This is a genomic window from Trebonia kvetii, from assembly GCF_007827045.1.
Taxonomy (GTDB): Bacteria; Actinomycetota; Actinomycetes; order Streptosporangiales; family Streptosporangiaceae; genus Trebonia; species Trebonia kvetii.
Genome location: NZ_RPFW01000052.1, coordinates 1 through 416, shown reverse-complemented (window position 1 = coordinate 416; position 416 = coordinate 1). Strand labels below are relative to the sequence as shown.

2 protein-coding genes are annotated in these 416 nt (G+C 36.8%); both read left to right on the top strand.

The window, feature by feature from the left end:
• Positions 1-194, top strand: a 194-nt coding sequence (locus tag EAS64_RS48150) for a hypothetical protein (RefSeq protein ID WP_500691531.1), incomplete at its 5' end; no start/stop codon positions are given.
• The coding region (locus EAS64_RS48145) for an ACT domain-containing protein (protein ID WP_222850053.1) at positions 195-416 on the top strand (222 nt) is incomplete at its 3' end.

Here is a 416-nt window from a genome sequence, read left to right as displayed (position 1 = left end):
GAGATGAGATTACGGATAAAGAGGCAGTGCTTAAAGCGATTGATGAGGGAATTGTCCGCTTTTTTGGAACGGATTTTGGTTCTGAAAAATTTTATCATCATCCACAAGTTTTTTTAACTCCTCATTTAGGTGGTTCAACGGCGGAAGCGAGTTTAAATTGCACAAGAATGGCTCTGGATTCTGTTCAAACTTAGTTGAAAACTGGCGAAATTATTAATTCAGTCAATTTTCCACGTGTTTTGCAAGAGTTAAATACGCCTTATCGTGTGACCTTAATCAATAAAAATGTGCCTAATGTTGTGGCTCAAATTTCACTTGCGGTGGCAGCAGAAAATATTAATATTGCTAATATTGTTAATCGTGGTCAAGGAGATTATGCCTATACTTTACGTGACTTGGATGAAAAAGATGAAGGA